The organism is Bacillus fonticola, assembly GCF_012955605.1.
GTDB lineage: Bacteria > Bacillota > Bacilli > Bacillales > JC228 > Bacillus_CG > Bacillus_CG fonticola.
Window position 1 is genome coordinate 3089176 of record NZ_CP052135.1, and the last position, 24242, is coordinate 3113417.

Genomic DNA, 24242 nt, shown 5'->3' on the forward strand with positions numbered 1-24242 from the left:
TTCCATTCCAACCTTTCCTCTATTATGTTAAAATCATAGTAAACACATTGGTTTTGGCAGATTTGATCTCAGGAGGTCTTTCTTGATGAATATCTTAAAGAATTTTTTTATAGAGAAATGCCCAAAGTGTAATGATGTTTTAGTAAATAAAACCCATACATTAACAGCTCAAATTATTAAGTTTTGTCCAAATGGCCACTACGAAAAAGAGTTTCACCCAGCACTGGAATCATATATTGAAACGAAAAAAGCTTAAGACAATATTTCTAACCAAATTTTAATTGTAGTAATCAGTATTAACACCGCCAGTATTCCTTGTAAAAAATTTGTGTTCACTTTCTTTCCAATAGCTGCACCAAGAGGTGATGCAATAAGACTAGCAACTACCATTACTAGCGCTGGGATAAACGGAACTTGCCCAGTTGTCAGTTTCCCTACCGTTGCACCAATGGAAGAAATAAATGTAACAGCGAGCGAAGTGGCAATCGTCATTCGGGTCGGTATTTTTAAAACAACTAACATAATTGGCACGAGGAGAAATGCTCCTCCTGCTCCAACGATGCCTGCCCCAAGACCGACAATAAACGTAAGTGAAGCAGCTAAGCCCTTAGAAAATGCGACTTGATCACGCCCTCTATCATCTATTCCTTTCTTTGGAATAAACATCATCACTGCAGCAATTACAGCCAACATGCCATAAACAAGATTGATTCCTTCCTCGGATAAGAATCGAGAACCGTATCCACCGATGAAACTCCCGATTAGAATACTTACACCCATCGTTAGGATTAAGCTTTTATTTAAATGCCCTCCTTTACGATAGGCGAAAACACCGGAAAGTGTAGCAAAAAAGACTTGAACGGCAACAATGCCTGAAACTTCATAAGCATTGAAACCTACAAATCCTAGTAAGACAGGAATGTATAATAGCATCGGATAATTAATAATAGCCCCACCGATACCGAGCATTCCTGATAATAAAGATCCGATTAGCCCAATAACAAATAGGGTAAGAATAAAGGTTATATCCATCGTATGTTTCCCCTTTTGATAAATTGAAAAGGAGGCATAGCAACCCCCTTTTCAATTGATGTTTAACCTTTCTTAATCCAAAACTTTAAAACCCCATCTTCTTCTGTATCTTGTAATAATTCATGTCCACCAGACTTTGACCAAGCAGTAAGGTCACTTTTTGCTCCTTTATCTGTTGCATGAACTTCTAACACTTCTCCTGAATTTAATTCATTTATCGCCTTTTTTGTTTTTACAATCGGCATTGGACATGCCAGCCCTTTTGCATCTACTATTTTGTCTGAATTCATTTCAAACTCTCCTTTTTATTTATTATCCGTGTATGGCACAACGATTTGGTCCAATTTCCATTTCACGTTGATCTTCATCATTTGGGTTTATTTTCCCCATGTTCGTTTGACGAATTTCTTGATAAGCATTCGGCTGTGGTGGTAGATTCTCTGATACAGCACGACGGAATTCTTTTTCATCCAGATTTAAACCTGCATTTTTTTCAAATAGGTCGCCAAGTTTTGCTTGAACTTGACCTTGATCATCTAATTCACTGACATTTCCAAAGTGTGCTGGAAGAACGATGAGCTCGTATGACAATTCCTTATATTTGTCATATAACGTATTGCGTAAATCATCTGCCCAGTCTCCAGCTTTCCCAGCTAGGTCAGGACGGCCAATCGATTCTACAAAAAGAATATCTCCGGTTAGCAAGTATTGATCGTCAACAATCAATGACGTACTTCCAATCGTATGACCTGGAGAATACAGTGGCTCCACTTTAACCTTTGTATTGCCTACAGATATATCTTTCCCCTCGACAAGTGGCTCATAAGAAAATTGTACTTCCTCTGCATCTTTTGGTGGTAAATAGTACGTCGCACCTGTACGCTCTTGTACTAAACGTCCACCTGATATATGGTCAGCATGTAAGTGCGTATCAAGAACATGCTTAATAGTGACACTTTTTTCCTTTGCAAAGTCAATATACGCATCAACTGTCCGGGTGGAGTCAACAACGATAGCTTCTCCGTTTGATTCAATGAAGTAAGAGAGACAGCCTTTACCAATACGAACAAATTGATAAATAGAGCCACCGTCTTTCAAATCACCAATCTTCACTGGATTTAAATATTCACTCCATGTCTTCATCCCGCCTTCAAGCACAAATACACCTTCAAATCCAGCGTCAACTAAATGCTCCCCAACCATCTCGGACGATCCTTGCTTCGCACAAACGACAAGAATTTCACTATCTTTCGGAAGTTGATCAACAATCTCATCAACCCCATCAATCAAATCGAAATAAGGGGCATTTAGGTGCTCAACTTGTTTCCCTTCGATTTTCCAATCACTAAACGCATCTTCGTTTCTAACGTCTAAAATAAAGAGTGCCTTATTACTTAAAACCTTATCGGTCACTTCTTTTGCTGAAATTAGTTTCATGCCCAATCCAGAAACCTCCTTTAGAATGTTAATGTAATATTGGCGTCAGAAGCATAGTGGATGAAACTTGCCGCACCACCAACCTCAATTCCATCAACAAATTGATCTCTATCTAAGCTCATGACATCCATTGTCATCTGACAAGCAATGATCTTCACACCCATTTCTTGTGCCATTGAAAGTAATTCGGGGATAGATGGTACGTTCTCCTTTTTAAAACCTTCTTGAAAATGCTCACGGCCTTCAGGGATAGGAAGCTGCTTATGTCCTTCCTTGTGAATCAAATTTAAACCTTCAAATGTGAAGAAGATCCCCACTTCGGCATCACTTGCTGCCGCAGCTGTTGCTACGTTAAATACCTTATAGGCATCAAATAAACTCCCATTACTTGCAATAATCGCTACTTTTGTTGCCATTTTTACATTCCTCCATTTAGTTTGTTTTTATTGACTTTTTTCGACTGAGCCGGACCACTCTACCATTCCTTGAACAACATTTTTAACACTTTTAAAGCCCTTTTCAGCGAGCTGCTTAGAAGCTAAGTCACTGCGGTTGCCGGTACGACACACAACGTAAACTTCACTTTCTTTATCCAACTCATCTGCTCGATTCTCTAGTTCACCCAATGGAATTGATTTTGCGCCTGGAATATGTCCAAAACTATATTCAGCAGGTTCACGGACATCAAGTACAGTAACCTTCTCTCCAGCATCCAATTTTTCTTGTAATTCGTCATTTTTTATTGCGTGAGGATAGTCCTTATCTTCTTTTATTTCGGATTCGCTTGCCTTACGAAGGTAGTGCTTCAATACATCAGCCTCTTCTGTTGTTCCAAGGTACTGGTGGCCACTGCTTTTTGCCCAAGCTTGAATATCCGCGAGTGAGCCCTTATCCGTCGCTTGCACCTCGATCACTTGCCCAGGTTCTAAGTCATTCATCGCTTTTTTCGTTTTTACAATCGGCATCGGACAAGCAAGCCCTTTTGCATCTAACATATGATCCGTATGAATGGTCATTTCTTATTCCTCCATATTTGTTTATTTATTCTATATCGCTTTCCCAATTGGACATTCCACCAACCATGTTTTTTACCTTAAAACCCTTTTCAGTTAACCATTCAGAGGCTAAACCACTTCGGTTGCCGGAACGACAGACCATAACATATTCTTTTTCTTTATCCAATTCATCTAGACGAGTTAAAATCTCTCCTAAAGGGATGTGTTTTGCCCCTGGGATTTTCCCCGTTTCAACTTCATTGCCCTCTCTGACATCAATGATGTTGAGCTTTTCATCATTTTTTAATCTTCTTGCTATCTCAAAAGGTTTTACTTCCTCTATTTTCAGTTTAGTTCCCATTTTTTACCTCTTTCCTCTCTCCTTTAGTTTCACCGAAGTGATAGTCCGAATCTCTCTGGACCACGAGGCATCATAAAACCAAAGGCCTTTTCAAGTATTCCCTTTTTGACTGGTACTTGCTCATCTTTTCTTAAAGCATTAAGTCCCCAAAAAGTATGAAAGATCGTTACCTCATGATCATAAGCTGCTGCACCATTAGCAATAATAAATGCTGCAATAGCTTTATCTAAGTCCCCACTAAATAAGACAATAGTTGTTTTTTCTTTCTGCTCGCCCATTTAATATCTCTACCTACTATAAAATCTAATACACCTACCTGTATGGGTATATTAGTATTCAAAAAAATATAGCTAACATTTATTACCATTAGTAACAGTGTTGACTCATTACCCCTGTGGGTATGTTAGCAAACAAAAAAATAGTTGTCAACATTCGACTGTTTCTTTGAGCAGAAGTAAATGAAATGGCTGTTCGTTGTTATAAACAGCCAAAATTTATTTATCTACTCTTCACCAATAAATTAACAGCTTCTTGAATTAGTTCCTCAGTATCTTCTCCTCTTTCTATTTGCAGGCGAACACATTCCTCTAGGTTAGAACTTACAACAACACCTATGGCGCGATCTAATGCAGAACGAACCGCAGACATTTGACCCACAAGGTCTTTACACTCTTTTCCCTCTTCCATCATTCTTAAAATACCTCTAACTTGACCTTCAATACGTTTCATTCTATTTTTGATTTGGTCATTGTATTCCATGTTATAACCTCCAATTCTTATCTATTTTTTATCCCAATCCGCTTTTTTTCTGTCCCGACCAAGAGGAAATACCTCCTGACAAGTGAGAAACATCTGTGTAATTTTGCTTCTGTAAAATCCGTGCTGCCTGTTTACTACGTATGCCACTTTGGCAATACAAGATCAATTCTTTATCGTTAGGAATTTCCTTTAAACGTTGTTTCAACTTAGATAATGGTATATTCACTGCATCAGGAATATGACCGGAACTAAATTCATGAGTTTCTCGCACGTCAATTAATGTACTAGCTCCGCGTTCGAATTTTTCACGCAGTTGTGCCTCCGTTAAATTTCTTAAGTTTTTAACTGGAGCTATTCTCTTATAAACGAACCACCCTACTAAAACAAATAAAAGTATATTAATAAGATAACTTATGTCCAAATCAAAGATTCTCCTCTCATACTTCTATAAACATACCCCCGTGTGTATTATACCACCCTTTGTTACTTTTACCAGAGTATAAATTTACCAAATAAGGCTCGCGTCCCGCCCGCGGAAAGCGTCCGCCTGTAGCGGAATCAACAACCAGGTTCAACGGCTACCCATCAGATGATTTTTAGGATTCTGCGTAACTCCGCCCCTTTTCCACAGAAAAAAAACCGAATATGGCACTTTTTTATGAGTGTCCATATTCGGGTTAGTATTTTCCATGGTTAGCAAGAGTTAGGTTTCTCTATTATAATTGTTCTCCGTTCGTTTGAATGACCCTTTTATACCAATTAAATGAATCCTTCTTATAACGTTCCATTGAACCATTTCCTTCATTATCACGATCCACAAAGATCATACCATAACGTTTTTTCATTTCACCTGTTGTGAATGATACAATGTCGATTATTCCCCATGGCGTATAGCCCATTAAGTCAACACCATCATACGTTACCGCTTTTTGTAATGCCTCAATATGTGATTTTAAATAAGTAATTCTTTCTGGATCATGGATAGAGCCATCTTCTTCTATAGTATCCACTGCACCAAAACCATTTTCTACGATAAACAATGGAATTTGGTATCGATCATAGAAACGATTTAATGTATATCTTAATCCAGTTGGATCAATGGCCCAACCCCAATCACTAGACTTAATGTATGGGTTTTCCACCCCATTCGGTAATCCACCATTAACGATATCTCCACGATTATCCTTTTCGACATCACTTTTAACCGTTGTAGACATGTAATAACTAAACCCTAAATAATCAACCGTACCATTTCGTAAGATTTCTTCATCGCCATCTTCAAACTTGATATTGTAGCCTTCTCTTTCAAACTCGTTTAAGGCATAGCTTGGATAGTAGCCACGAACATGTACATCAGGGAAGAAGTATCGTTGTCTCATTTCTTCTTCAGCTAGCATCACATCTTCTGGATTCGATGAATAAGGGTAAATAGGTACATGTGAAACCATTGCCCCAATTTTGAATTCTGGATTGATTTCTCTTCCCTTTGCTACGGCTAATGCACTTGCAATCAATTCGTGGTGTCCTGCTTGATACATGACCTCTTTAGCGTTTTCGCCTTCTTCTACCGTAACACCGGAGTTTGTCCATAAGAACAGAGGATTATTCACATCCATTTGGTTATTAATTTCGTTGAATGTCATCCAGTATTTTACTTTATCTTTGTATCGATTAAAACAAACCTCAGCAAATTTTGCGAAGAAGTCTACTACTTTTCGATTTTTAAATCCGCCATATTCTTTTGCCAGATGCAACGGCATTTCAAAGTGAGATAAAGTAATGACCGGTTCAATTCCATGCTTTAGCAACTCATCAAATACATTATCATAAAACTGTAACCCTTCTTCGTTCGGCTCCGCTTCATCCCCTTTTGGGAAAATTCGGCTCCACCCTATAGAAGTCCTTAAACATTTTAAACCCATTTCTGCAAATAACGCGATATCTTCTTTATATTTATGATAAAAATCAATTGCTTCATGGTTTGGATAGAATTCATTCTCTTCAATCGTCACAGTGTTTTTTCTCGGTACGCCATGGGCACCTGCGGTCAATACGTCTACAACGCTTGGTCCTTTACCGCCTTGATCCCAACCACCTTCGAATTGGTGGGCAGCTAAAGCGCCGCCCCATAAGAAATCCTTCGGTAATTTTTTCATAATAAATTCCTCCCTAACTTACTAATGTAAACAATTTCTGATTTAATGCACTTTCTTTACTATCTTCAATGATAATTTGTTGATAAGCATGTGAATTCGTTACGATAACAGGGGTAATCGTTTTTAAGCCCTTACTTTGAATAAATTCTTTATCAAACTCAACAAGTAGGTCCCCTTTTTTGAATTTAGCTCCATCTTCCACTTTCAAGGTAAAAGGTTTCCCCTCCAAAGTAACCGTATCTAACCCAATATGCACAAGTAATTCAACACCAAATTGCGAACGTAATCCGACCGCATGCTTTGTAGGTGCGACCATAACGATTGTTCCGTCAAAAGGAGCGTACAATTTATTGTCTGATGGCTCAATCGCTAACCCTTGACCCATAGCACCTGAACTAAATACTTCATCTGGAACTTCTGAAAGTGGGATAACCTTACCGCTAAACGGAGCATCCACTGTTTCTTCACTTTTCACATCATTAGTCTGTAAATTAATCCCCTTTTGCTCTTCTACAAGATCTTCACTTCCTGCTTGTTTCGCCGTATCCTCACCGAATCCAAAGATTTGAATTAAAACAACAGGAAGAATAATAGCAATTGCAGCCCCAACTAAAATTCCCCAAATCGACATTGGGTAGTCTGAACTGATCCCATTGACAAGGGTCAGCGGTCCTGGCAACCCTGCATAAGCAAAGTAATAAGGGGTAAAGAAACTTGCTACAATTGCACCAACAGCTCCAGAAATACACCCAAAGATAAACGGCTTCTTAAACCTCAAAGTTACCCCGTAAATGGCTGGTTCAGTAATCCCAAATAATCCAGTTACCCCAGCTGAAACGCCGACTTTTCGTATTTCTTGATTTTTCGTTTTCAAAATAACTCCAAGTACCGCTCCAATCTGTGCAATAACAGCGATTGTTTGATAGGCCTGGAAGGAATCTCGACCGTATAATTCATAATTCGCTAGTACCATTGGAGTGATTCCCCAGTGAACACCAAAGATAACAAAGACTTGCCAGAAAGCCCCGATTATCGCTCCCGCTACAACAGGTGCATTTTCAGCCAAGAAATTGTAACCGTTTGCAATTCCGTTCGCACCCATTGTTGTCACAGGTCCGATTAAGACAATCGTTAAAGGTACCATAATTACCATACATAAGAGAGGTACAAATAATGGTCTAACTACTTCATTCATTTTCTTATTTAAAAATCTTTCAAGATAAGACATAATCCATACTAAAAATAATGGCGGTAACACGGATGATGTATACGTAGTTGGAGATAAAGCAAGTCCAAGGAACGAAATGCTGTTACCTTCTGCAATCTGCGCGGCCATCTCGGTCCAAGTTGGGCTTACTAATGCAGCACTACTTGCTACTGCTATATAAGTGTTAGTTTTAAAGTGCTTTGATGCAGTAATTGCAATGAAAATCGGTAAAAACGTAAATGGTGCCCACGAAATAAAACTTAAAACCTCGTAAGTCCCAGTTTCTACAAAGTTATCAGACATTAAGTTAATTAATATCAATGAGCCTTGTAAAATACCAGCAGCAGCTAATATATAGATAAATGGCGCAAACACAGCTGACATCGTCGCGATGACTCGATTTACAATCGTTCCTTTGTTTTCAGCTTGTCCATCATCGGATGTTTCATTGTTTACTAAGCTAGAAAATTCACCAAATACTTCTCCTACGTGTTGCCCAATGACCACTTGAAATTGGCCGTTGTTTTCCACGACTGTTATGACTCCAGGTAAAGAAGATACGATTTGTTTTGCTTTTGGATTCGATCGCTTAAGCACTAATCTAAGTCTCGTTGCACAACGAGTAGCTCCAATCACATTTGCTTCCCCGCCAACCGCTTCCAAAATGTCTTGTGCAAGCTTGGTGTAATCTCTAACTTTTCCGGACATTTTAAACCCCCCTAAATTGTTTCTGCATTTTCAGTATAATTGTACCGGTATAATTTTTCAATGCCCAAATAATATTTTTGTTATTGCACAATTTAGTTGAATGGTTTTTTGACAAATCTATGCTATAATGCAGGGATTAAAATAGATCTAAACTAATGGGGTATGTATATGTTAAAATACCAGCAAATCGCAATCGAAATCGAAAAGTATATTGAAGACCATGCGCTTAAACAAGGAGATAAACTTCCAGTATTAGAAACCTTAATGACTCATTTTGAAGTGAGTAAAAGTACAATTACGAAATCTTTAGATCTATTGGAAAAAAAAGGGGTCGTCTTTCAAGTAAGAGGTAGCGGTATTTTTGTTAGAAGGCATAAAAGAAAAGGATATATTAGTCTGCTTTCCAATCAGGGATTTAAAAAGGACCTTGAGGATTTTAATATTACTTCCAAAGTCATTGAATTAGCAGTGAGAAAACCAACAATAGAGGCTGCTGAAAATTTGAACATAGGAAAAGACAACGATGTCTATTATGTAAAGAGAATAAGGTATATTAACGGACAAACATTATGCTTTGAAGAATCCTATTATAATAAATCCATCATTCCCTACTTGAATAATGAAATTGTTTCTGAATCCATCTTTCGTTACATCAAGGAAGGATTAGGATTAAAGATTGGCTTTTCCGATCTATTTCTTCATGTCGCTAAACTGAACGAGGAAGAAGCAAATTACTTAGGTTTAAAAGTCGGAGACCCTAAATTCTATGTTGAGAGTATTTTCTATTTGAATAATGGTCAATCATTTGACTTTTCAAAAGTCACGTATAACTATGAACAATCCCAGTTCTTTGTCCAAGCGAATAGTCATTTATTATAAAGTGATCGTTATAAGCTTGATGCTGTTTTACGGAGCACGGGGACGGTTCTTAAAGGGGACAATCGGAAGTTTTGCGAGAGAAAAGGCACAATGGGCGGATCTAATCCACTCATTGTGCCTTTCTGTTGTTTCATGCTACCACTAACACGCAAAATTTTTGATTGCCGAGAAGAATGAAGTCGCGGTCCCTGGCCTATGGGGTTTCAATCTTTTGACCCTCCCCATTGAAGAGGCTTTTTAAAAAGTACGCGGTTGGGGCTCATTAGGGTTCACCTAAAACCATTTTAAGTGGCGATTTTCTACATCCAGGACACAACGTGACATCTTTATTGACAAGAACGGAAAGAATTTCAATGGTACTTAGTCCTTCATATTTCGGTTGATATACCGGACTTTGCGTTAGTCGACGACAGAGTTGCGGCTTCGTTTTTTTGCTTCGATTCGCTAGTAGTCCATAGTGTCTGATTTTCACAAATTTCCTCGGAAGAGTATGCATTAAAAATCGACGAATAAACTCTACAACTTTCATCTTTACAGTCTTTTTTTCATTGTTGTTTTTATAATCCTTCACGAGAATTGTAACCGTATCGTTTTCAACCGAAAGAATCCGGTGATTGGATATGGCGATACGAGGGGTGTAACGGCCAAGATATTCGATGACAGCCAAGGGACCCGAAAATGTCCTTTTGGTATCGCTATACCAGTTGAGGTTATAACACTGATCAATTAACTCTTGAAATGCTTTCGGGTCTTCAAACTGTTTGGCATCATTATAAAATTCAAGTCGATTTTGTTGATAGTACTGTTTTAAAATAATGGGGAAATTTACAACGAAACTTTTTAGATAGGACTTTAACCGGTATAAAGAATCTTTTACTTGTGCTGCGCCACTGATTCTGTTTGGTAAGCCCCCAGCTAATACAACCGTGTGAATATGGGGATGGTAATGTAAGTTCTGCCCCGAAGCATGGGGACGGTTCTGCCGCTTCGGAATCAAGAGAAGAACAAAGTTGCTAACGCTATGGCTCTTTAAAAGCAGTGCTAAAAACAAAAACACCTTAAAAGGACATAAAAAAATCAAAAAGTATGCTTATCTTGTGGTGTTGTTTAATCGCCAAACCAAACAAACCAAGAAAGAAAGGCACCTTTATAGACTGATATGAGCACAAGCCTAGATAGTTTTTGACGAGTTCCTTCAATGTAATTATGTGAGTTAAAAGGGGCAAACAGAAAAGGAATTCGTAAAAGTCCTTCACCAACCCATACTACACTATTCCACTAAAGCACCCTTAAAGTATTTTTTTCACAAACTTAGTACAAATAGATGTTGTTTGAATGCGCAGTAGTTTTGTACTACGCAGTAAATGGCTTTGTGTTATTAGCTGATCTTTACATAAGCCTCCGTTAACGAAAGAAGACGGAATATATTATTTTATTCATAATAAAATGTATCTATATATCTTATATTATCCATCCAAACTACGAGCAACCACTACCATAAAGAGAGCCACCAACAAAATGGTGGCTCTCCTTTCAACAATTGTGACCCGTTAACACCTAAAAAACAGCAACTCCTTCAAAATAGGGTGTGAAGTATATTAAAATGTCATAGGCTACTAAGTTATATCGTGCCAACAATGTTTATGTGACACCTTTCCTGAGTTGTCCATACATTTATATCGCAAGAGTAAATTACTGGAATGTGGTGGTAGACAGGATTGATTCAAAAGTTCGTGCTGGACGACCAGACAATTTCTCAATATCTCCCGTAACGATATCGAAGTCACCATTTGAAAAGTTCTGTTGGATACTTACAATGGCGGAGATGACCCCTTCTGGAAGTTCTGCCTGCTGAAGCTGCTCTCGAAGTGTCTCAACAGGTAGAGTTAAATACTTCAATGATTTACCACTTGCTTTAGCTATTGCCTCTGCTCTTTGCGCACCAGTTAGGCTTTCTGGTCCAGTTCCCGTATAAATTGCGCCATCATGCCCTTCACCGACAAGTAAACCTGCTGCTGCTGCAGCTAGATCGTCACGAGAAACAAAACTTACTTTGTTTTCAGTGATACCAGTAAGTACACCATGTGCTAGGGACATCTGTGCTTCGGTTATAATAGCCTCTGCATAGTAGCTCATACGTAGTATACTCCATTGGTTAGCTTTACTCATCAAATGTTGTTCGGGGGCAAAGTATTCAGCTGCGATGTTCGTTTTCTCCACATTTCGCGTCCCCGCAGATGACATAAGGACAATGTGAGACACACCTGCAGCTACGGCTTTGTCAATAGCTGTAATATTCTGCTCCGCTCGACGACCGGTCTCCATGTCGGTAGATGGTATCAACAACAGCCTGTCCAAGCCACTGTATGCCTCGGAAAGTGATGATGGTTGATTATAATCCCCGAATCTAGCTTCTACACGTTCAAGTTTTATTTTCTCTGGAGAACGCGAAATGGCTACAATACTATGCTCATTCGACCGCTCCAATAAATATTTAACTACCGCTCCACCCAATTGTCCGCTTGCACCACTTACACCAATTTTCATAATTTAATTACCTCCAATTTATTATTATGTTTCGTTTTTCTAAAACTTTATAGCCTTCGCCACCCTAGAAATAGGTTACCCTCCATATTTAATTATCCCAAAACTAGCTACGGTCTAATAGCTTGATTGATAAAAATCTTTTTCACTAGTTGATCTGCGCTGCTGACTGCGAGGATATCTCTTTAATCACCCCCCTTCACACCGTTCTAGAATAAACTTCTCTTTGCTTAGAGTCTTTGCCTTTTACTACAAATAAAGAAAAAATACAACAGCCGATAGAACCGCTAAGAATAGGATCATAACCGTATCCTTAAAGGAATCCTTTACCCGAATATGCGTAAGGATTCCACCTATACCTGTAATCGCAAGTAAAAGCGATCCTGCCAATGCGGAAGTGGAAACCCAAAATCCAACAATTAAAAGTACAGCTCCTGCTAATTCAACAATCCCTGTCACAACTCTAAACCATTGTGGCAATCGCCACTTCTTAAATGCTTCCACATGCATGTTAGAACCTGATACCTTCCCAAATCCCGCCATCAAAAACATTAATGCAAGAATTCCTTGTAAAATATAAGTTAAAATTACCATCATTCTTCTCTCCCCTTGTTATATTATTTCATTTTTAAAGATAACTATTTTTAAACTTTACAAGTTATTTTGATAAAGCTCTGCGGACCATGGGTGCCACTTTGTTTGCCAGTAAATCAATCGCTTTTTCTACTCTGGCTAATGGCTGGCCACCCATATCGAATTGTCCCATAAAGCGTGAATGCTCGAATAGCTCATGCTGATACAAGATTTTTTCTACTAGTTCTTCTGCACTCCCAACAGCTAAAATCTGTCCAGCTGCTCGCTGAGGCATCAATTGCTCTGCAGGTGTATAGAAGTGTTGAAGACCACGATCTTTTGAAAAGTAATCAAAATATTGATTATAATGCGTAACAAATTCGTTAATCGCTTGTTCTCCTGTTTCTGCTATATACGAGTGTCCTGTCACAGAAACCCTTAATTTGGATAGATCATGACCTGCTTCTCTAGCACTTTTCCAGTATAAATCTGTTAGTAGTTTTACCTGTTCAGGACGACCACCTAACAAACCAAGAGCCATATTTACACCAAGTCTTCCTGCACGAATCGCACTTGCAGGGGTACCCCCGACACCAATCCAAAGTGGCAGTTTCATCTGCACAGGTCTAGGTGCTATCTGTGCATTTTGAAGGGAGGAGCGGAATTTCCCTTGCCAACTGATGACTTCCTTCTCTTGCAGTTTGATAAAAAGATTCAACTTCTCTTCAAACAATTCATCGTAATCATTTAAACTTACTCCAAAGAGTGAGAATGATTCTAAAAATGCCCCACGACCTAAAATAATTTCAGCACGTCCGTTCGATAATAAATCCAGTGTGGCGAAGTCTTCATAAACACGCACTGGATCGGCTGTACTAATAACGGATAGTGTGCTGGCTAGTTTAATACTTTTCGTCTCCCGTGCAATTGCTGCAAGTAGCATGGCATAGGAAGATGTCACAAAATCTAGGCGATGATGTTCTCCAACGCCAAATACATCGAGTCCTGCTTCATCCGCCCACTTTCCCATTTGAATAATGTTCTCTACACGATCTTTAGCAGATAACGTATTCCCGTTTGCATCAGGTATTCGTTCCCCTAGTGAATAAACCCCAAATTCAAATTTGCTCATTTCTTCCCCTCCTATTTGTTAAATACAATTGGCATTTTATGAATCCATGCGTCTATCTTCGTTGCCTCAAGCATACTTCTCGCTACATTATAACGAGAAGCACTCATCTTCCCTTTTGTATCTCCAAATGATATAGAATATCCATTCCCATTTGTTTTTGCATTTGGGTCAATGATTCGTACAACAGTCCAATCAAGCGTAGAACCTTTAATTAATTTCTCAATTGCTTTCATCTCAGCGTATGCAGTAGGAAAGACTAGTTTTGGCATAATTCTTGGTAACACTGTAATAAGCTGCTTAACGTCTCCCTTTGCAGAGATTGCAGGTGTTGCAAGGGTAATAGTCCGCACTGTTCCATAACAGAAATAATGGCTTTATGTGCTTCTGCTATAGGGAGGTCCGAAACTTTTCGTTTCATTGACATTGCTGGTCCAAGGGCTTAATACAGCATCACTTCCTACGATTGCTTTTCCCTTAATTTTTCTTGATCTGTTAACGACCCAACTACAGTTTGTAATTTGTCGTATTAATGCTTAATGCATTAGGTCGTCTTATATAGGCTGTAACTTCATAACCAGCTTGAAGTGCTTGATTGACAAGCAGTTGGTTAATTTTACCATTAGCCGTTATTTTAATTTTTTACCCCCAACACCTTTCGTTTATACAACATATGTTGTAAATTTAGCATAACCAGTTGGAACATTTTCAACAACCAACAAAATTACACATGTATCGTATATCCAACACATTGATTAAAATGTCGGAAAAATAGGAGAAAAACTTATGGAAAAACAAATCGATCCCCGAATTCTTCGCACCCGTAAGCTTATTATGGATGCGTTTATTGAACTATCAATGAAAAAAGACTTTAAACACATTACCATTAAAGACATCACAACTGCTGCAACGGTTAACCGAGCGACCTTTTATTATCATTTCATAGACAAATTTGATTTGCTTGAAAAGGTATTAAGTGAAAGTGTAATGAGAGAAGTTATTCAAGAGGTAAGTACACATGAGGTTTTGAACGAAGAGACTATTAAGGCCATTTTTTTATCTATTATTAAGTTCCAAACATCCATTAGTAACCAATGTCAGCGAAGTTACGAGGCATTTACACCCCAAATAGAAACGATTTTTAAAGAGGAACTTCAGGACTTTTTTACACAGCTTGTACAAAAGCAATGGAAAAACAAAAATAAATCAGAGGCAGAAGCTTTTGCGGTAATGGTAACCTGGGCGCTTTATGGAGCTACGATGCATTGGATGCAGAATCAAAGGACCCACCCGGAAGACTACGTAGAGCAAATCATGCATTTTATAATAAATGGAATACAGTTGGATAAAGAAAATGTTTAACTTTAATTAAATACAGGTTTGTGACTTGATGTACCATCAATAGTTCTTTTCATTTTCACAAATAATTAATAGAGCCTGTTTATATATAAGAACAGGCTCATAATTGTGCTTATATTAATTTCTTTAATTAGCTACTCCTTAGTACATTCTTTCACAAAGTGGTCTAAGGATGAACAATTTTGCTGCGCAGTAATTGCCTACTCCGTAATACAAGAGTTACTCCACAATCTGTCCCATTTGCGGAAGACTGATCTTATTGAAAATCAAATTTTTTTATAACATTTTCGATTCCCAAAACTATGGTTTTAAACGAAGCATGGGGACGGTTCTGCTGCTTCGGAAGCAAGAGAACCGTCCCCGTGCTTCTCCAAATAAAAAGAAGGGACGCACACAACGTGCGAACCCTCCTTTTAGGTCGTACACAACGTGCGACCTACTATAAATATACCCATAATATGGGAAAAGTGCGACTAAAAATTATTAAAGAGCAAAAGTCCCTAAGTCATACACGACGTGTGAGTTAGTTACCAATGCTCTCAAGTATGTACGGAATTTAGTCGTACACAACGTGCGAGCAAGTTTCTTTGTAATCTTATTATCATAAATTCCACTTCGGAAATCAATAGATTTACTTGATTTGTAACATTTTTTTGTTATGCAATTCTTTCGTATATCATAATGATTACATAACCTATTTGACCTAAGTCGTTAAACGAATTAGAATATTTTTATCTAATTCAACTTCAACTTTCTGCTTTACCACTATTTATGATACGGTTCACCGTATCTACTACACTAGCGGTTTTTTAGTCAAAGAAAGCAATCTTACTATTAAGCTGCATTAGCTAGTAATTTTAAGTCACATAAATTCACTTTATTTTTACCAACATGTCTTCAAAGTCTATTATTAAACCAGATTTCATCATAAAATCAACTCCAAGTATTCCGTTTCGTTTGTAATACCTAACTGTAATTGAAATCACTAGCGTTGCATAAATACTTTCTGGCAATTCTGTCATCTAAAGAAGACATAAAAAAATCCTTTATAATAGAGGGATAGGTGGTAGCCTGTCCAAATCCACTATAAAGGAATTCAGCATGGACAAGTTTACACTATTAACTTCATTTGGTAAATGGGTAGAGCCCTTAGAAAGTACCTTATTCGATGAAATGTCACATGATAAATCTTTTGATCGCTATACAAAAAAGCTTACAACAAAGCGTTACGTGCTTCTGTTTTTGTATGCGCAACTCCAAAACCGCAGCGGTTTAAGAGCGATTAGCGACGATCTGTTGATGAAAGATTTCCAAAAGGAAATCGGGTTGGATCATATCAGTCCATCACAGCTATCTAGGAAAAATAGGCATGTCGACTCTACGATTCTTTCAGAAGTTTGGCAGTCCTTAATCCTGCAAATTCGCACAGTGTCATCCGGACATAAGCGTACGATACCAAACGTACAATTGCTTGATTCGTCTACTGTTCCGCTTAGCCTAAACCTTTATAAGTGGGCTAAATTTCGAGAAACCAAGTCGGGATTAAAACTACATTTACTTGTGGAATTTATCAACGAACGCGATGTTCTACCAACAAAGCTGACGGTTTCCCCTGCCGAACGTTCAGATATCAAAGAATGGCGGCACTTCATAACTGAACCAGGTGTGACATACGTTTTTGATCGTGGTTACTTTGATTTCATGTTATTTCACTAGCGTTGCATAAATACTTTCTGGCAATTCTGTCATCTAAAGAAGACATAAAAAAATCCTTTATAATAGAGGGATAGGTGGTAGCCTGTCCAAATCCACTATAAAGGAATTCAGCATGGACAAGTTTACACTATTAACTTCATTTGGTAAATGGGTAGAGCCCTTAGAAAGTACCTTATTCGATGAAATGTCACATGATAAATCTTTTGATCGCTATACAAAAAAGCTTACAACAAAGCGTTACGTGCTTCTGTTTTTGTATGCGCAACTCCAAAACCGCAGCGGTTTAAGAGCGATTAGCGACGATCTGTTGATGAAAGATTTCCAAAAGGAAATCGGGTTGGATCATATCAGTCCATCACAGCTATCTAGGAAAAATAGGCATGTCGACTCTACGATTCTTTCAGAAGTTTGGCAGTCCTTAATCCTGCAAATTCGCACAGTGTCATCCGGACATAAGCGTACGATACCAAACGTACAATTGCTTGATTCGTCTACTGTTCCGCTTAGCCTAAACCTTTATAAGTGGGCTAAATTTCGAGAAACCAAGTCGGGATTAAAACTACATTTACTTGTGGAATTTATCAACGAACGCGATGTTCTACCAACAAAGCTGACGGTTTCCCCTGCCGAACGTTCAGATATCAAAGAATGGCGGCACTTCATAACTGAACCAGGTGTGACATACGTTTTTGATCGTGGTTACTTTGATTTCATGTTATTTGATGCTTGGTGTAAAGAGGGTATCTACTTCGCGACAAGAATCAAATCAAATACAGTTGTGGATTATAGGGAAGTGATCTACGATCACCTTGACCAGGGTGGTATACGGGAATCACTCGTTAAAATTGGCTCTCAACAAAACAAAATGAAGCATCATTTACGTCTGATTGAATTCAGAGATGAAAAAGGGAAATTTTATCGTATTATCACAAATCGCTTTGATTTATCGGCACATGACATCTCAGAGTTATACCGTTCCCGATGGCAGATCGAGTTACAGTTCAAGTGGATGAAACAGCATTTACAGGTAAATCATATTCATGGCCGCACCGAGCAGGCTGCGTGGAATCAGCTTTATATCGCCATGATTGCATACAGTTTACTAGTACTTGTGAAGCTTGAAAGTAAAACCAAGCTTACGATGTATCAAATTTTCACAAAGCTCAGAGCGCTCGTTTTCTCCAGTTATAGCGAATTAACTGAAGTCATGCTGCCTACATGAATATACATATGTTGGTCGGACAAAAAGCCAGAGGACTTTAATACATTTATTACCAAATGGACAGCGTCACCTTTATATGATGTTTGTCTTTTTCGCAATTTCAGAGTTAGATATAGTTCAGAATATTTAAATTAATATTGTATTTCTGTTTTATGCAACGCTAGTGAGCATATAAGGGGAATAAAACATTTTTGGATGACGTTCTTTTAGATACAGGATGTTCAGCAACTATTTTTGTTACGGATGAAGTAGAGGGAATAGGGCTTACCATAGACCGTAAAAAGGGTAAACCCAAAAGAATGTATGGTGTTGGCGGTGAAAGTGAACTTTGTTATGAGCAAACCGTTAACAATATAGAAATTGATAACTATAAAATGGATTTATTTCAATTCACTAGCGTTGCATAAAACAGAAATACAATATTAATTTAAATATTCTGAACTATATCTAACTCTGAAATTGCGAAAAAGACAAACATCATATAAAGGTGACGCTGTCCATTTGGTAATAAATGTATTAAAGTCCTCTGGCTTTTTGTCCGACCAACATATGTATATTCATGTAGGCAGCATGACTTCAGTTAATTCGCTATAACTGGAGAAAACGAGCGCTCTGAGCTTTGTGAAAATTTGATACATCGTAAGCTTGGTTTTACTTTCAAGCTTCACAAGTACTAGTAAACTGTATGCAATCATGGCGATATAAAGCTGATTCCACGCAGCCTGCTCGGTGCGGCCATGAATATGATTTACCTGTAAATGCTGTTTCATCCACTTGAACTGTAACTCGATCTGCCATCGGGAACGGTATAACTCTGAGATGTCATGTGCCGATAAATCAAAGCGATTTGTGATAATACGATAAAATTTCCCTTTTTCATCTCTGAATTCAATCAGACGTAAATGATGCTTCATTTTGTTTTGTTGAGAGCCAATTTTAACGAGTGATTCCCGTATACCACCCTGGTCAAGGTGATCGTAGATCACTTCCCTATAATCCACAACTGTATTTGATTTGATTCTTGTCGCGAAGTAGATACCCTCTTTACACCAAGCATCAAATAACATGAAATCAAAGTAACCACGATCAAAAACGTATGTCACACCTGGTTCAGTTATGAAGTGCCGCCATTCTTTGATATCTGAACGTTCGGCAGGGGAAACCGTCAGCTTTGTTGGTAGAACATCGCGTTCGTTGATAAATTCCACAAGTAAATGTAGTTTTAATCCCGACTTGGTTTCTCGAAATTTAGCCCACTTATAAAGGTTTAGGCTAAGCGGAACAGTAGACGAATCAAGCAATTGTACGTTTGGTATCGTACGCTTATGTCCGGATGACACTGTGCGAATTTGCAGGATTAAGGACTGCCAAACTTCTGAAAGAATCGTAGAGTCGACATGCCTATTTTTCCTAGATAGCTGTGATGGACTGATATGATCCAACCCGATTTCCTTTTGGAAATCTTTCATCAACAGATCGTCGCTAATCGCTCTTAAACCGCTGCGGTTTTGGAGTTGCGCATACAAAAACAGAAGCACGTAACGCTTTGTTGTAAGCTTTTTTGTATAGCGATCAAAAGATTTATCATGTGACATTTCATCGAATAAGGTACTTTCTAAGGGCTCTACCCATTTACCAAATGAAGTTAATAGTGTAAACTTGTCCATGCTGAATTCCTTTATAGTGGATTTGGACAGGCTACCACCTATCCCTCTATTATAAAGGATTTTTTTATGTCTTCTTTAGATGACAGAATTGCCAGAAAGTATTTATGCAACGCTAGTGTTATATGCTAGAACAACAGAGACTATTGGTAAACCGCCCTTCATTTGAATTTTCATGGCAGTCGTCTCCTAACTCCCATGAATTTTTGTTCCTTAATTTCAAGGGTTTCATGATCAGTATGAAAAATATAATACTCTCGAGAAGGTTCGGCTAGATGTAGCTTTTTGTATTCTTTCCATGCCATCGTTGAATCAGGGAAATTTGAAATAACTGATAGTTCATCCAAATGACGGAATGAGTTTTCTGAATAAGCGGAGATAGCTTCAACAAGTACCCACTGCTCTGGGTATTGCTTACGGACTTGGGCCCATTTCACTGATAACACCTCCATTATTCTTTTATTTCAAGTATACCATTTAACAATAAATAGAGTGAGTCATGCGATGAACAGCGTTAATAAAAATTCTTTATTCCCCTATAATCTAAGTATTCCATAATACCTCATTCAATCAATACCTTAAATTAAATTAAGTAATTCTGTTGTCTATAAAATCTCACCCCCCTCTACCGTACTTCAATTTATTTTCAGTACTAAAAACCGCACCTATTTATGATAAGGCCCCCCACCCAATATCCGAAATCCCCGGTAAACTTGCTCAACCAGTATCAACCGCATCAACTGATGAGGAAACGTCATCTGACTAAACGAAAGCTGCTCATCACTCCGACGCACAACCTCCTCACTCAAACCAAGCGATCCCCCGACCACAAACGTCACCTTGCTCTTCCCATACGTCGCGAGCTTGTCCATTTCCTTTGCCAGTTGTTCTGAGCTCCACGACTTCCCTTCAATCGCCAACGCAATCACGTAGTCATCCGCCCGTATATGTCCTAGCAATCGCTCGCCTTCCTTTACTTTCACCATCTCTTCTTCCTTCTCACTCATCGTTTCTGGGGCCTTTTCGTCAGGGACTTCGATGATGTTGAGTTTGCAGTAGCGGGTGAGGCGTTTTTCGTATTCGGCGATGCCTTGTTTGAGGTATTTTTCCTTTAATTTTCCGACAGTGAGGATCGTGATGTGCATGGTAATGGCTCCTTTACAAACAGTTTGCAAACAAGATATCCACAGGGTTTATCCACATATCCACATTTTCTATCCACATGATGGGTCAGAATCTTTGTTCGCCACCAGATAATGTGCTTGTTTTTCGCAGTAAGCACACGCTTTTGTGGATAACTGGTCGTCTATTTCTGTTAGTTGTGGAAAGTTTCCGGTTTCATCTATCATGTCGTCGAGCGCAATCTCAACGTGTTCCTTACAAGCGTATAGCATAGGTGGTCTCCTTCTTTAGCCGTGTCTTTTTTTATTGTACTAGAGTTTTTCTTTTACCTGCAACTCCGCCTTTTTGTTTATCCATTTATCAACATGTGGATAATCAAGGCTCTTTTCGTATCCTTTGTTGTTTTTACTATACTGTAATCTCATGAGGTGACGTAATGAAGAAACTGCTAGAATACCGCTGCGGAAATTGTGCTTAATATTTTGTAATTAAATAACGGAACCAGTGTCCGTACACCTTCGAAAACAGTATGATTTTTATTGAATAGAGGAACCAATGTCCGTTCGAAACAGGATAGGCAATAGCCTAGCAAGCACTATACCAAAGTATGGGTGCCTCTTTGTTTCTGAAAAATTCAAGTACCCATTGAACGGCATCTGGAGTGAACAATACCAACTCTTCAGAAGGTTGAGGTAATAAGTTCAATATTAGTAAGGAAATACACATGGACTCCTTAAAAATGTACTCAGCATTTCTTTGTGCAATGTAAGTTCAAAATCAGCGGAGGAAATACACGTAGACTCCTGCGGGATCAGCGGGACAGGTGAGACCCCGCAAGAGCGCAGCGATGAGGAGGCTCACCGCCCGCCCCGCGGAAAGCGAAGTGTATTTCCGGAGCGATATTTAGCAACATGAATTTGCATTACGTCGCATCATATAGCTACTGTGTAATGGGATTTCATTAAAAAAGCAACAATTTTTTAGAAAACTGCCATAATCAAAAACAACCACCCCCGCACTAGAGAGTGGTTGTTGATACCTCTTTATAAGGTTCCTTCATTATTTAATGTGACGGTCGCTTCTTGTAGTTCACCCGCTCGGTAGAACGACACGGTCATCTCATCGCCTACATCTTTTTCGTTGTACAAATACTTGCGAATATCCAGGAAGGTTTCGATCGGTTGTCCATCTAGTTCTACGATAACGTCGAGTTGTTCAAGTCCTCCGGCTGCGGCTGGGGAGCTCGGTTGGATGTCAAAAACGACGACACCACGTGTAACATCTTCAGGTAATTTTAATGTTTCCTTTTGGTGGTATGCCGTAACCATGGATAAGTCTTGGAGTGTTACGCCTAATGTTGGGCGTCGCACTTCACCGAATTGTTCTAAGTCTTGGATGATCGGTTCGACATAGTTGATCGGTATAGAAAGTCCAATGCCCTCTACTGCGCTTTGGGCAATTTTCATCGAGTTTATGCCAATCACCTGGCCTTCGATGTTCACGAGCGCACCCCCGCTATTCCCTGGGTTAATGGCTGCGTCTGTTTGGAGGACTTCTGCTTGCCAGTCAACTTGGCCGTCCTGGTTAATGTCGACTGGAATAGCACGCTCAAGACCAGAGATGACTCCTTGTGTCACAGAACCTGAAAATTGGAGACCGAGTGGATTCCCGATGGCGATTACAGGTTCTCCTGGTTGCAAGTTATCAGAGTTACCGAACTCCGCCACCGTTTCAATGCCTTCTCCGTCCATCTCCAATACCGCTAAATCCGTCCAAACGTCGCTACCGCGGATCTCTGCTTGGCGTTTTGTTCCATCTGCCAGCGTTACTTCGACTTCGTCTGCACCCGAGATGACGTGGTCGTTTGTTACCACAAAGGCACGCCCGTCTTCTACTTTATAAATGACGCCAGAGCCTGTGCCTGCTTCACTTGCTTGATCCCAAAAGTTGTTGGCTTGGATATTCGTAATGCCTACGACAGCGTCCCCAGCTTTATCTACAGCTTCTGTGACTTGTGTCGTTACATCTACGCTAAGATTACGCGTTTCGACAGGTCCTTGAGCGCTTGCCATCCCGTTTTGATCGTTAGATGCCTGATTAGAGCTCGGCTGATCCATGAACGCCGGAAATGCAACCACAACGAGAATAGCGCCTAGTACCACTCCGAGCAAACTAGCTAATAAGTAGCCACCTCGATTTCCTTTTTGTTTTTGATACCGCTCTTGAGAATAATCTTGATCATAATAGCCCATTTCTTTCATTCCTTTCGTACCCAAAAAGTAGTAATGAGTTCAACGCTAAACCTGTGTATCCATATGGGGGACAACACTGTCCTTTTGTGAAAAAGTATGCTTTTACTAGTGTGCCTCTCTACTTCTTCTTTACACGTTATTTAGATCAATAAACGCGTTTTTTATCCTCCCCTTTACTTTTACCAGATTGTACAACAAATTTATTGCCTTTACTAATTAGAACGTAGTCACACACCCTATGTTTCGATGAATATTTGAACAATTTATGAAAACCACTCCTACACGCATAAAAAAAGACAATCGGCTCGTCACACCGATTGTCTCTCCTCCTATACCGCTACCAAACTAGTAGGTTCTCTAGGGTCAGTATCATAGATTTCAAACGTCTCTCCCACGCCAAACCCTCGGGTTGTGAGCGTTTGTTCTACCGCTAGACGAGCAATGTCCTTCATGTTGTTGTCTGCACTTAAATGGGCCAGATAAATGCGTTTCGTCGCGTCTGTAATGCAATCTGCCATAGCAATCGCAGCATCTTCATTGGATACGTGTCCTTTGTCTGAAAGAATACGACGCTTCACGCTCCATGGATAGCGTCCCATTTGTAGCATACTGACATCGTGATTGCTTTCAAAAACGAAAGCGTCCGCTCCTTGCACGATCCCTTTCATACGATCACTCACGTAGCCAGTGTCTGTAATGAGAGCGAGCTTTCTACCTTCGTAATGGAATACGTAAAACATCGGTTCAACAGCGTCGTGAGAGACTCCGAACGTTTCAATATCGAGACCACCGAACGACTTGACTGTCTCCATTTCAAAATGAAACTTTTGCTCGGCGCCGACTTTCCCAATCATCGGGTCCATGACGTTCCATGTGTTCGTATTCGCATAAACTGGTAACTTATATCTTCTCGCCAGCACACCAAGACCATGAATGTGATCCGAATGTTCGTGCGTGACGAAAATTCCGTCTAATTCTTTTAAGTCCCGTCCGATCTTTCTAAACGATTCTTCAATTTTCTTCCCGCTCAACCCAGCATCAACTAAAAAGCGATGCTCGGGCGTTTCGACGTAGATGGCATTCCCCGTGCTACCACTCGCCAACACGCTAAATTGTAAACTCACCCT

General features: G+C 39.3%; 27 protein-coding genes and 1 pseudogene. 6 read left to right on the forward strand and 22 right to left on the reverse strand.

Features of this window, described 5'->3' with window-relative positions; genetic code table 11:
* The first annotated feature begins 85 nt into the window (after nucleotides 1–85).
* Nucleotides 86–256, forward strand: coding sequence for a hypothetical protein (locus HHK01_RS15080; RefSeq protein WP_170008534.1), 171 nt, complete (start codon nucleotides 86–88; stop codon nucleotides 254–256).
* On the opposite strand, the gene HHK01_RS15085 is transcribed toward HHK01_RS15080, so the two are convergent.
* The 11 genes and pseudogenes from HHK01_RS15085 to HHK01_RS15135 all read right to left on the reverse strand — a co-directional run bounded on the left by HHK01_RS15085 (nucleotide 253) and on the right by HHK01_RS15135 (nucleotide 8655).
* Nucleotides 253–1032 (reverse strand): sulfite exporter TauE/SafE family protein, encoded by a 780-nt coding sequence (locus HHK01_RS15085; protein ID WP_170008535.1) that lies wholly within the window; start codon nucleotides 1030–1032, stop codon nucleotides 253–255. The two genes, HHK01_RS15080 and HHK01_RS15085, sit on opposite strands and share 4 nt — an antisense overlap.
* A gap of 62 nt (nucleotides 1033–1094) precedes the next feature.
* Nucleotides 1095–1322: a sulfurtransferase TusA family protein gene (locus HHK01_RS15090; RefSeq protein WP_170008536.1), complete on the reverse strand. Its 228-nt coding sequence runs from the start codon at nucleotides 1320–1322 to the stop codon at nucleotides 1095–1097.
* Between the two features lie 22 nt (nucleotides 1323–1344).
* Entirely contained in the window at nucleotides 1345–2469 is a 1125-nt protein-coding gene (locus HHK01_RS15095; RefSeq protein WP_170008841.1) for an MBL fold metallo-hydrolase, read from the reverse strand.
* Nucleotides 2470–2489: 20 nt separating this feature from the next.
* Nucleotides 2490–2885, reverse strand: a complete 396-nt coding sequence (locus HHK01_RS15100; RefSeq protein WP_170008537.1) for a DsrE/DsrF/DrsH-like family protein — start codon at nucleotides 2883–2885, stop codon at nucleotides 2490–2492.
* A gap of 27 nt (nucleotides 2886–2912) precedes the next feature.
* On the reverse strand, nucleotides 2913–3485 hold the full coding sequence (locus HHK01_RS15105) for a sulfurtransferase TusA family protein (protein WP_170008538.1): 573 nt from the start codon (nucleotides 3483–3485) through the stop codon (nucleotides 2913–2915).
* 25 nt (nucleotides 3486–3510) lie between these two features.
* Nucleotides 3511–3825, reverse strand: coding sequence for a rhodanese-like domain-containing protein (locus tag HHK01_RS15110; protein ID WP_170008539.1), 315 nt, complete (start codon nucleotides 3823–3825; stop codon nucleotides 3511–3513).
* A gap of 38 nt (nucleotides 3826–3863) precedes the next feature.
* A pseudogene (locus tag HHK01_RS15115) lies at nucleotides 3864–4103 on the reverse strand (DsrE/DsrF/DrsH-like family protein); the annotation flags it as partial.
* 220 nt (nucleotides 4104–4323) lie between these two features.
* Nucleotides 4324–4584, reverse strand: a complete 261-nt coding sequence (locus tag HHK01_RS15120) for a metal-sensitive transcriptional regulator (RefSeq protein WP_170008540.1) — start codon at nucleotides 4582–4584, stop codon at nucleotides 4324–4326.
* A 28-nt stretch (nucleotides 4585–4612) separates the two neighbouring features.
* Nucleotides 4613–5005, reverse strand: a complete 393-nt coding sequence (locus tag HHK01_RS15125) for a rhodanese-like domain-containing protein (protein ID WP_170008541.1) — start codon at nucleotides 5003–5005, stop codon at nucleotides 4613–4615.
* A gap of 295 nt (nucleotides 5006–5300) precedes the next feature.
* Complete coding sequence (gene bglA / locus HHK01_RS15130) at nucleotides 5301–6740, reverse strand: 6-phospho-beta-glucosidase BglA (protein WP_170008542.1); 1440 nt, start codon at nucleotides 6738–6740, stop codon at nucleotides 5301–5303.
* Nucleotides 6741–6753: 13 nt separating this feature from the next.
* A complete protein-coding gene (locus HHK01_RS15135; RefSeq protein WP_170008543.1) occupies nucleotides 6754–8655 on the reverse strand; it encodes a beta-glucoside-specific PTS transporter subunit IIABC in 1902 nt (633 codons plus the stop codon).
* 168 nt (nucleotides 8656–8823) lie between these two features.
* Between HHK01_RS15135 and HHK01_RS15140 the strand changes: the two genes are divergently transcribed.
* The gene (locus HHK01_RS15140; RefSeq protein WP_170008544.1) at nucleotides 8824–9534 is read left to right on the forward strand and encodes a GntR family transcriptional regulator; all 711 of its coding nucleotides are present in this window, start codon (nucleotides 8824–8826) and stop codon (nucleotides 9532–9534) included.
* A 262-nt stretch (nucleotides 9535–9796) separates the two neighbouring features.
* Here HHK01_RS15140 and HHK01_RS15145 read toward each other — a convergent pair whose 3' ends face one another.
* The 5 genes from HHK01_RS15145 to HHK01_RS15710 form a co-directional block, all read right to left on the reverse strand.
* Nucleotides 9797–10591 (reverse strand): IS91 family transposase, encoded by a 795-nt coding sequence (locus tag HHK01_RS15145; protein ID WP_265575545.1) that lies wholly within the window; start codon nucleotides 10589–10591, stop codon nucleotides 9797–9799.
* Nucleotides 10592–11226: 635 nt separating this feature from the next.
* A complete protein-coding gene (locus tag HHK01_RS15150; RefSeq protein WP_194241269.1) occupies nucleotides 11227–12081 on the reverse strand; it encodes an SDR family oxidoreductase in 855 nt (284 codons plus the stop codon).
* Nucleotides 12082–12327: 246 nt separating this feature from the next.
* Nucleotides 12328–12675 (reverse strand): DoxX family protein, encoded by a 348-nt coding sequence (locus HHK01_RS15155; protein WP_228027605.1) that lies wholly within the window; start codon nucleotides 12673–12675, stop codon nucleotides 12328–12330.
* A gap of 61 nt (nucleotides 12676–12736) precedes the next feature.
* Complete coding sequence (locus tag HHK01_RS15160) at nucleotides 12737–13783, reverse strand: LLM class flavin-dependent oxidoreductase (protein ID WP_170008545.1); 1047 nt, start codon at nucleotides 13781–13783, stop codon at nucleotides 12737–12739.
* Between the two features lie 11 nt (nucleotides 13784–13794).
* Nucleotides 13795–14133 carry an NAD(P)H-binding protein gene (locus HHK01_RS15710; protein WP_228027606.1) on the reverse strand — a complete coding sequence of 113 codons (339 nt, stop codon included), beginning with the start codon at nucleotides 14131–14133 and terminating at the stop codon, nucleotides 13795–13797.
* Between the two features lie 433 nt (nucleotides 14134–14566).
* Between HHK01_RS15710 and HHK01_RS15170 the strand changes: the two genes are divergently transcribed.
* From HHK01_RS15170 to HHK01_RS15185, 4 genes are all read left to right on the forward strand, one after another.
* Nucleotides 14567–15142 (forward strand): TetR/AcrR family transcriptional regulator, encoded by a 576-nt coding sequence (locus HHK01_RS15170; protein ID WP_170008546.1) that lies wholly within the window; start codon nucleotides 14567–14569, stop codon nucleotides 15140–15142.
* Nucleotides 15143–16240: 1098 nt separating this feature from the next.
* Nucleotides 16241–16855, forward strand: a complete 615-nt coding sequence (locus HHK01_RS15175; protein WP_170008547.1) for a DUF4372 domain-containing protein — start codon at nucleotides 16241–16243, stop codon at nucleotides 16853–16855.
* A 112-nt stretch (nucleotides 16856–16967) separates the two neighbouring features.
* Nucleotides 16968–18077, forward strand: coding sequence for an IS4 family transposase (locus HHK01_RS15180; protein WP_170007902.1), 1110 nt, complete (start codon nucleotides 16968–16970; stop codon nucleotides 18075–18077).
* Between the two features lie 191 nt (nucleotides 18078–18268).
* Nucleotides 18269–18484 (forward strand): pepsin/retropepsin-like aspartic protease family protein, encoded by a 216-nt coding sequence (locus tag HHK01_RS15185; protein WP_170008548.1) that lies wholly within the window; start codon nucleotides 18269–18271, stop codon nucleotides 18482–18484.
* 150 nt (nucleotides 18485–18634) lie between these two features.
* Here the strand turns inward: HHK01_RS15185 and HHK01_RS15190 are convergent, their stop codons facing one another.
* The 6 genes from HHK01_RS15190 to HHK01_RS15215 form a co-directional block, all read right to left on the reverse strand.
* Nucleotides 18635–19744, reverse strand: a complete 1110-nt coding sequence (locus HHK01_RS15190) for an IS4 family transposase (RefSeq protein WP_170007902.1) — start codon at nucleotides 19742–19744, stop codon at nucleotides 18635–18637.
* Nucleotides 19745–19914: 170 nt separating this feature from the next.
* Complete coding sequence (locus HHK01_RS15195; protein ID WP_170008549.1) at nucleotides 19915–20178, reverse strand: hypothetical protein; 264 nt, start codon at nucleotides 20176–20178, stop codon at nucleotides 19915–19917.
* 228 nt (nucleotides 20179–20406) lie between these two features.
* Entirely contained in the window at nucleotides 20407–20886 is a 480-nt protein-coding gene (gene rlmH, locus HHK01_RS15200; RefSeq protein WP_170008550.1) for a 23S rRNA (pseudouridine(1915)-N(3))-methyltransferase RlmH, read from the reverse strand.
* 69 nt (nucleotides 20887–20955) lie between these two features.
* Nucleotides 20956–21135 (reverse strand): CxxH/CxxC protein, encoded by a 180-nt coding sequence (locus tag HHK01_RS15205; protein WP_170008551.1) that lies wholly within the window; start codon nucleotides 21133–21135, stop codon nucleotides 20956–20958.
* A 771-nt stretch (nucleotides 21136–21906) separates the two neighbouring features.
* Entirely contained in the window at nucleotides 21907–23115 is a 1209-nt protein-coding gene (locus HHK01_RS15210; protein WP_170008552.1) for a S1C family serine protease, read from the reverse strand.
* Between the two features lie 329 nt (nucleotides 23116–23444).
* Entirely contained in the window at nucleotides 23445–24239 is a 795-nt protein-coding gene (locus HHK01_RS15215) for an MBL fold metallo-hydrolase (RefSeq protein ID WP_170008553.1), read from the reverse strand.
* Between the last annotated feature and the right edge of the window lie 3 nt (nucleotides 24240–24242).